Below are 7,051 nucleotides of genomic sequence, written 5' to 3' on the forward strand. Positions count from 1 at the left end.
TCCCCCTTTCTCCATTTTTTTCGCCTTCATTATTCAACATGTTTCGTCAAATTCCTTCTTGATTCGTAAAAAATTCAAAAAAAATATTCACCCATATGTGGGTGAAAGTCATGAAACACATGCGCGCTGATATTTTTTTGCGATGTTTTTTAACGCTGATGGGTTATAGCCAACAACGAGCCGCTTGCCATCTGTAACAATTGGACGCCGAAGGAGACGAGGTTCTTTCACAAGTAGCTCGACAACTTTCGATAACGGCCACTCTTCAACATTTTCAACAAGTTGCTTAAACGATTGACTGCGCGTCGCTAAAATTTCATCGATTCCTTCCGTCGTCAGTGACAATAAATGCAATAACTCTTCATAGGTTGGTGTTTCACGAAACAAATGACGCTCACGAAATTCAATATTGTTGGTGCATAACCATTTTTTTGTTTTCCGGCACGATGTACAACTCGGATGCATATATACAGTCAGCATAGCAACACACTCCTCCCTCCACTTAGTTATACATATTGTATAACATTTGTTTAACATTTGTATATAAATTTGTTTTAAAACTTTGTGAACGTTACAAAAAGATAGGGAAAAAGGCCTATATATGCATTTCCATTGTGGAAATACATGTATTATAATGTAAATGAATGAACATATAGGAGTGAGACATAATGGACCAAGTATTAAAAATTACAAGCGTCCTTGCTGATCCGACTCGTTACGAAATTTATCAGTATATCGCGAGAAAACATCAAGAAGTAACCGTTCAAGAAATTGCTGACGCTTTTCATATTCACCCAAACGTCGCTCGTCTTCATTTAACAAAACTAGAAGATGTCAATATGCTTGTATCCGAAACGAAAAAAACAGGAAAAGGTGGCAGACCGAGCCGATTATACCGTCTATCTGATGATGTGATTCAACTCCATTTTCCATTTCGTGATTACCAGTTATTATCGAAGATCACTATTCAGGCAATGATGAAACTCGGAGATGCAGGGAAACAAGCGTTGTATGAAACAGGGAAGCTATTCGGACAAGAACTTGTACAACAACACGTCCAATCGATGCAAGCGCTTGAACAGTTGAGTGTGGAAGAAAAAATGAGCATTTTACAAAAAGCTGCCGAAGCAGCTGGATTTTATCCGACATTCCATTACAGTGAAAATCAAGGGAAAATTTATTTTGAAATTTTCAACTGTCCGTTTAAAGAGCTCGCTTTTACACATCCAGACTCGGTTTGCTATATGCACAACGCCTTCTTGAAAGGAATGCTAGAAGTATTATTTACAAACGCTGAACTTGTGACAGAAGAAATTATGCCGTCAGGTTGTAATTCATGCACGTATCAAGCCATTCTTAAAAAATAGAACGTTTACACAACCATTTCAATTACATTATAATAAGTAAGGGAAACGGTCAGAAAAGGAGGGATACATATGGATCGTATGTTCCGCGTCTTGTCATTTTGGACAGGGATTTTTGCTGTCATGTTCTATCTTGGCCATATGCATACAACATCATTATTGTTCCTCGGCCAAACAGGATTCTTTCTTTTGTTAAGCTACTTAAAATTAACAGAAAGAATGTACATTTACATTTTCGGTGCGTACTTAACGGTCTTTTTTGCCGGATTTACGTACTGGACAACATTTATGATGGTTCCTGGCATGGGCGAGTAAAAAGCGATGAGTGCACCTCATCGCTTTTTTATGTAAAAATAGGAATATTCATGTTCTTTTGCTGCACCATCACTTGAAACGCCCTGCCGATATCGCTCATAACGAGTGAGCGAATGGCGCGATTGTGTCGACTTTGCTCAGAAAACGGATTCGGATCATGATGTTCAATGAGTCGATTTAAAATACCTGCCTGCAATAAAAACTCATCTTGACGCCATAAATGGGTAAATGCCCAGCCCGCTTGCTCCCCATAAAAACGTAACGCATCCCATTGAATATGCGTCGTGAGATCCATTTCTCCAGGATAACGAAGCGGATCATCAATAAGCTGATGACGATAATAACCACGCAAACTGCCTTGTTTTCGTGCTGGATGTTTCCACTCTTCATCTGTGTACCCATAATCAACTGTAAAAATAATCGCCCCATCAATCGCTTGATCAAGCTCAAAAATAAACTTTTTCATCGCTAACGGGATTTCAAATCGCTGCCCATCAACGAGCTGAATGTTCCGCTCTGTCAAATATTGAACGATCTCCTCGTTTTCAAGTAAATGATGTTGTTCAACAAGCTGATCGTCTTCTACTACAACGAAACATTCATATATTTGCCCGTTTCGTTTCTCAATGACATGAACAGGAAACGCATCAAACAATTCGTTGCTATATACAATACCAGACAAAGGAGAAGAAAGTTCAGTAAAACTAGAGATGATACGTACGTGATCCATAAACGGAGCAAGTATTTCCGCTTGTTTTTCCCTATGATATGGACTTGTTTCAATAATCATATATTGTCCTTGGGAAAACGTTTTCGGCGATTGACGTTTCCATTGTTCTAAAACGGCATAAGCAAATCGACCTGTTCCTCCACCGATTTCACATATCAGCGGCCGAACATGATATGTTTCTATTAAACGAATAAACACGCTCGCAAATACGTGCCCAACAATATGCCCCACGTTGCTCGTTGTTATAAAATCCCCCTCGCGTCCAATTTTTTCTTTCTGTCTCATATAATATCCATACTGTTCATCATACAATGCCCATTCCATGTACTCTGCGTATGACAAACGCTTATTTCTCATTTTTTCTAACATTTTTTTATTCGCACCCTTTTTCACTATTGACATAGTGTTAAATTTGTTATATTGTTAATTTAGTAGCTTAACTATATCCCCTCCCATTTTAGGAAATAAAACATCCCCCAAACCCCCTTCTCTGTATGGAGAAGGGATTTTTTTTGCCTAAAAACCATTCAAAAACGGATTCGTGTCCATCTCTGTCCCGATCGTTGTTTCTGGACCATGACCACATAACACAACTGTCTCTTCTGGAAGAACTAGAAGCTGGCGATGAATGCTTTGCAACAGCTGTTCGTAATTTCCTCCTGGCAAATCGGTGCGGCCAATGCTTCCTAAAAATAAGACGTCTCCTGATACGATCGCTTGAGCATCTTCTACGTAGTACGATACACTACCTGGGGAATGTCCCGGTGTTTCAATCACTTGAAGGGAGAAATCACCAATCGTCAATGTTTGCTCTTCTTCAAGCAACACGTCAGCTTCGTTTACAGTAATCGTTTCTCCCATAAATAATAAAGACCCGTTTTTCATTGGATCAGTTAGCCAATGTTGTTCTTTTTTATGTACATATACAGGAATAGACCAGTGATTTCTTACATCGTCAACTGCTCCAATATGATCAAAATGAGCGTGTGTAAGCAAAACAGCTAGGGGCGTCCAACCATTTGCTTCAATATGCTGAATGAGTTTTTCTCCTTCACTACCCGGATCAAAAATTAAACATGTCCCATTTTCATGAACAAGCACATACGCATTTGTTTGCAACGGTCCTAAAGGAATTCGTTCCCACTTCATCACATTTCCTCACCTTCCACACATATTCTATCTTAATTGTACACGAACAACATACGTTTTGCACCTCGACAAACGTAACAAAAACGATTACAATGGAAAAGGAATAATCGGTATACATAAGGAGGGGAAGTTATGCCAACAGGGATCATTTTAGTCGTGATTTTTACGTTAGTCACATTGCTCGCTGCTTACGGTGTCATTCGTTCGTTGCGCGAGAAAAATTTCCTCGGCGTATTGCTCGGGATCGGCACTGTTGCCGTATTCGGTTGGTTTACAATTATGACTGTTATTCATCACGGATATCCAGTTGCCCATTAAAAAGACGCCAACGTATCGGCGTCTTTTTACGTACGAGCAAGGGCGGTCATAAAAATACCGATGCTTTCATTGTAAATAGAATGAAACTGGGAAAACGGGAGCGGATTAACCCCTTCACCAAGCTCAATTGTATACCCACATCGCTTCCAATTGAAAATAAACCAATCACGGTATCCCGCATGGCTGTCAATATACCGAACAGGTACATAACCACTCCATTTCGCAAATTCATTTACTTCTTCCTCCGCTTCAGGTGGCTCACATTGTTCATATCCCCAATAAATTTCTTTTCCTTGCGTATGAAATGCGAGCACTTTTAAAAAATCGCGTTCTTTTGTCAACGTTGCCATTGCCTGCACTTCTGGTTCAGTTAGCGCAGAAAAACCAGGAAAGTCACGCGGTGCAGGTGCTTTTGGAATTTTTCTTTCTTTCTCTACTTCCCACTTTGCAGGAAATTGATTGTTTAAATCAACCCCTCGAATATTTGCTTTCCATTGTGAAAAATTTTCACTCCCCCCGTTTATGCGCACCACTTCATCTTCATAATGTTGTGCCGCTTTTTTTCCGTGTAATACAAGATCCACTCCATCTGGGTTTACCATCGGAACAACCGATAAAGTCGTTTTTTTATACAAATGTTGTACATCATAGCCACAAAGATGTTGTTTGTCTTGTAGCGCTTGCACATAGTCGCGAACAAACGCCATCACAACTGCTGAAGTAATCCATTCGTTTGCGTGAAACGAAGCATTCATATGCACATATGTTTCACCTTCACCAATTTGCAATTCCACAAGCGGTTTGTTTAACACACTTCTTCCGATTTCATGTATACGAACAATCGAATGATGTTGCAATTGATCGATATCATGCATTAATGCCGAAAAATCGTACATCGCTCTCTCCCCCTTACTTTATTGTATGAATGATGAATTTGTCCATATGTATACCATTCATTCTCCGTCGAAGGCTTTCATATGCCTTCCCCATAAAAAAAGCTAGCCCTGTTGTAAGAGCTAGCTTATTGTTTATTTTCTTGTTGTTTATTGTAGAAGCGCAACAAGTCCCCATATACAATTTTGTCAGAGTAATCAAGCTCTTGGCGCGCCTTTTCCATATATGGTTCACAGTAAGATCCATCGACTTCTATTCCCGTTTTCTTATCATAACATGCGTTTTTCGTGTATACATAATCTTTTGTCACGAAGCTACCGTCACGAAGAACGACAAAGTCGAGCTTATCTTTTGAAAATAAATCTTCACCAAAATGAATTTGATTGCGCGTATCAATACCGAGCAAGTGGAGCAATGTTGGCTTCACATCAATTTGCCCAGAAACTTTTGAAATCACTTTCGGATGTTTATCCGTCACACCCGGAATATGAATGATCAATGGAACACGTTGCAATTGAACGTGGTCAAATGGCGTAATTTCATCCTTACCTAAATATTGAGCCATCGCTTTATTATGGTTTTCAGAAATACCATAATGATCTCCATACAGAATGATGATAGAGTTGTCGTACAATCCTTCTTTTTTCAATTGCTCAATAAATACTTTTAACGCCTCATCCATATATCGAACCGTCGGGAAATAACGGTTTAACGTCCGGCTATTTGATGTATACTCTGGAACCATTTTATCCTCTTCCCCTAATTCAAATGGGAAGTGGTTCGTTAATGTAATGAACTTTGTATAAAACGGCTGTGGTAATGTTTTTAAATGTTGTACAGATTGTTCAAAAAACGGAATGTCTTTTAAACCCCAACCAACTGAATTTTCCTCCGTAATGGTATAGTCCGTCATTGAGAAGAAGCGATCATACTTCATTGATTGATACATCACATCACGATTCCAGAAACTTTTATTATTTGCATGAAATACGGCTGAATAGTAGCCATAGTTTTTCAATATTTCTGGCGTCGCGTTATACTCATTTGTCGCATGTGTGAAAAAGACAGCACCCCGACCAAGTGGATATAAAGAGTTCTCAATGAGAAACTCAGCATCAGATGTTTTTCCTTGTCCTGTTTGATGATAGAAATTATCAAAGTAATAACTTTGTTTAATAAAGTCATTTAAAAACGGCGTAATTTCTTGTCCATTTACAGTGTTGTTAATCACGAAACTTTGTAACGACTCCATCGAAACGATGATCACATTGCGACCTTTTGCAATACCGAACAATTGTTTATTCGGTGCTTTCTCGTTTGCATTAATGTAGTTTTGAATATCCGCTAATTCACTACTATCTGCTAATGCACGTTGCGCTTTCGAACGCGACTGCAAAATAATATCGTATACATGATAATTGTATATACCTAAGTTTTTAATTAACATTTCACGGTCAAACGTGCGCGTTAACAGCTCTGGGCGCTCTGTTTCCGCTAGTCCTAGGTTAAACAAAGCGATGGCTACTGTCGCAAGAAAATACGTACGGCGAAAACGTTTTGTCGCTGGCACATATTGAGCAATAGATACTTTTTTATATGCCATCCAAGCAAGCAATGCAACATCAAGGAAAAAGAAAATATCAGAAACGTTCATCAATTCAAATATACTATTTCCTAAGTCGCCCATGTTGTTCGTTTGAAATAGCACAGGAATGGTAATAAAGTCACTAAAAAAGCGATAAAACATAACGTTCGCATACAAAACAAACGAAATAATAAAACTTGTAATGACAATATAGCGATTGCGTCGCTTCTCACTCATAAATAAAGCAAGCCCAAAAATAAATAACAGGAAGCTTAACGGGCTAATGAACAAAATAAACTCCTGCTTCCATGACTCAATTTTTATATCGAAACTATTTTTATAGACTAAATACGTCTTCATCCATAAAAGTAATACCGCGAAAAGAACGAAACGGTATTTTTTCATATGTCTCCCTCCTTTAATCCATCCACATCCGATGCTTATTCTATGCTGTATGAGGTATATCCGTTTTTTTACATTTTTTTATCTTAACCAAAGACAATATTAATACTTTCTTAACAAAAAAGCAACTGTTATCTTAAACTATGAACGATATAATAGACAAGTCGCTCATCCACATATGACTGTTTTACACCTTTTCTTTAAAAAAGGCAAGACGTTTTTTGCCGACAAATTTTCGAATCGAGTAGGAGGAGGTGATTAACCTCCGTCCTCTCACACCACCGTACGTACGGT

Annotated in this window: 7 protein-coding genes and 1 pseudogene; 3 read left to right on the forward strand and 5 right to left on the reverse strand. The window is 38.6% G+C overall.

The window, feature by feature from the left end; all coding sequences use genetic code 11:
* Positions 1–108: 108 nt before the first annotated feature.
* Positions 109–480: a Spx/MgsR family RNA polymerase-binding regulatory protein gene (locus CS060_RS09655; protein WP_035048340.1), complete on the reverse strand. Its 372-nt coding sequence runs from the start codon at positions 478–480 to the stop codon at positions 109–111.
* 188 nt (positions 481–668) lie between these two features.
* On the opposite strand from CS060_RS09655, the gene CS060_RS09660 reads away from it, so the two are divergent.
* Both CS060_RS09660 and CS060_RS09665 read left to right on the forward strand, forming a co-directional pair.
* A complete protein-coding gene (locus CS060_RS09660) occupies positions 669–1,367 on the forward strand; it encodes a helix-turn-helix transcriptional regulator (protein WP_035048342.1) in 699 nt (232 codons plus the stop codon).
* A gap of 69 nt (positions 1,368–1,436) precedes the next feature.
* Positions 1,437–1,679 carry a DUF2626 domain-containing protein gene (locus tag CS060_RS09665; protein WP_004889537.1) on the forward strand — a complete coding sequence of 81 codons (243 nt, stop codon included), beginning with the start codon at positions 1,437–1,439 and terminating at the stop codon, positions 1,677–1,679.
* Positions 1,680–1,707: 28 nt separating this feature from the next.
* Here the strand turns inward: CS060_RS09665 and CS060_RS09670 are convergent, their stop codons facing one another.
* Positions 1,708–2,811 carry a class I SAM-dependent methyltransferase gene (locus tag CS060_RS09670; RefSeq protein WP_052025545.1) on the reverse strand — a complete coding sequence of 368 codons (1,104 nt, stop codon included), beginning with the start codon at positions 2,809–2,811 and terminating at the stop codon, positions 1,708–1,710.
* 114 nt (positions 2,812–2,925) lie between these two features.
* Entirely contained in the window at positions 2,926–3,558 is a 633-nt protein-coding gene (locus CS060_RS09675; protein ID WP_035047578.1) for an MBL fold metallo-hydrolase, read from the reverse strand.
* A gap of 132 nt (positions 3,559–3,690) precedes the next feature.
* On the opposite strand from CS060_RS09675, the gene CS060_RS09680 reads away from it, so the two are divergent.
* The gene (locus tag CS060_RS09680) at positions 3,691–3,876 is read left to right on the forward strand and encodes a DUF2759 domain-containing protein (RefSeq protein WP_009373955.1); all 186 of its coding nucleotides are present in this window, start codon (positions 3,691–3,693) and stop codon (positions 3,874–3,876) included.
* 26 nt (positions 3,877–3,902) lie between these two features.
* Here the strand turns inward: CS060_RS09680 and CS060_RS09685 are convergent.
* Positions 3,903–4,818 (reverse strand): annotated as a pseudogene (locus CS060_RS09685) (M14 family metallopeptidase).
* 79 nt (positions 4,819–4,897) lie between these two features.
* Positions 4,898–6,760 (reverse strand): LTA synthase family protein, encoded by a 1,863-nt coding sequence (locus tag CS060_RS09690; protein WP_035047574.1) that lies wholly within the window; start codon positions 6,758–6,760, stop codon positions 4,898–4,900.
* Positions 6,761–7,051 lie beyond the last annotated feature (291 nt).

It is taken from the genome of Anoxybacillus flavithermus, assembly GCF_002742685.1.
Lineage (GTDB): Bacteria > Bacillota > Bacilli > Bacillales > Anoxybacillaceae > Anoxybacillus > Anoxybacillus flavithermus_E.

What these genes read in the sequence shown, in the direction of transcription:
- CS060_RS09655 (WP_035048340.1), bottom strand. Translation starts at nt 480, where the DNA reads ATGCTGACTGTATATATGCATCCGAGTTGTACATCGTGCCGGAAAACA.
- CS060_RS09660 (WP_035048342.1), top strand. Translation starts at nt 669, where the DNA reads ATGGACCAAGTATTAAAAATTACAAGCGTCCTTGCTGATCCGACTCGT.
- CS060_RS09665 (WP_004889537.1), top strand. Translation starts at nt 1,437, where the DNA reads ATGGATCGTATGTTCCGCGTCTTGTCATTTTGGACAGGGATTTTTGCT.
- CS060_RS09670 (WP_052025545.1), bottom strand. Translation starts at nt 2,811, where the DNA reads ATGTCAATAGTGAAAAAGGGTGCGAATAAAAAAATGTTAGAAAAAATG.
- CS060_RS09675 (WP_035047578.1), bottom strand. Translation starts at nt 3,558, where the DNA reads ATGAAGTGGGAACGAATTCCTTTAGGACCGTTGCAAACAAATGCGTAT.
- CS060_RS09680 (WP_009373955.1), top strand. Translation starts at nt 3,691, where the DNA reads ATGCCAACAGGGATCATTTTAGTCGTGATTTTTACGTTAGTCACATTG.
- CS060_RS09690 (WP_035047574.1), bottom strand. Translation starts at nt 6,760, where the DNA reads ATGAAAAAATACCGTTTCGTTCTTTTCGCGGTATTACTTTTATGGATG.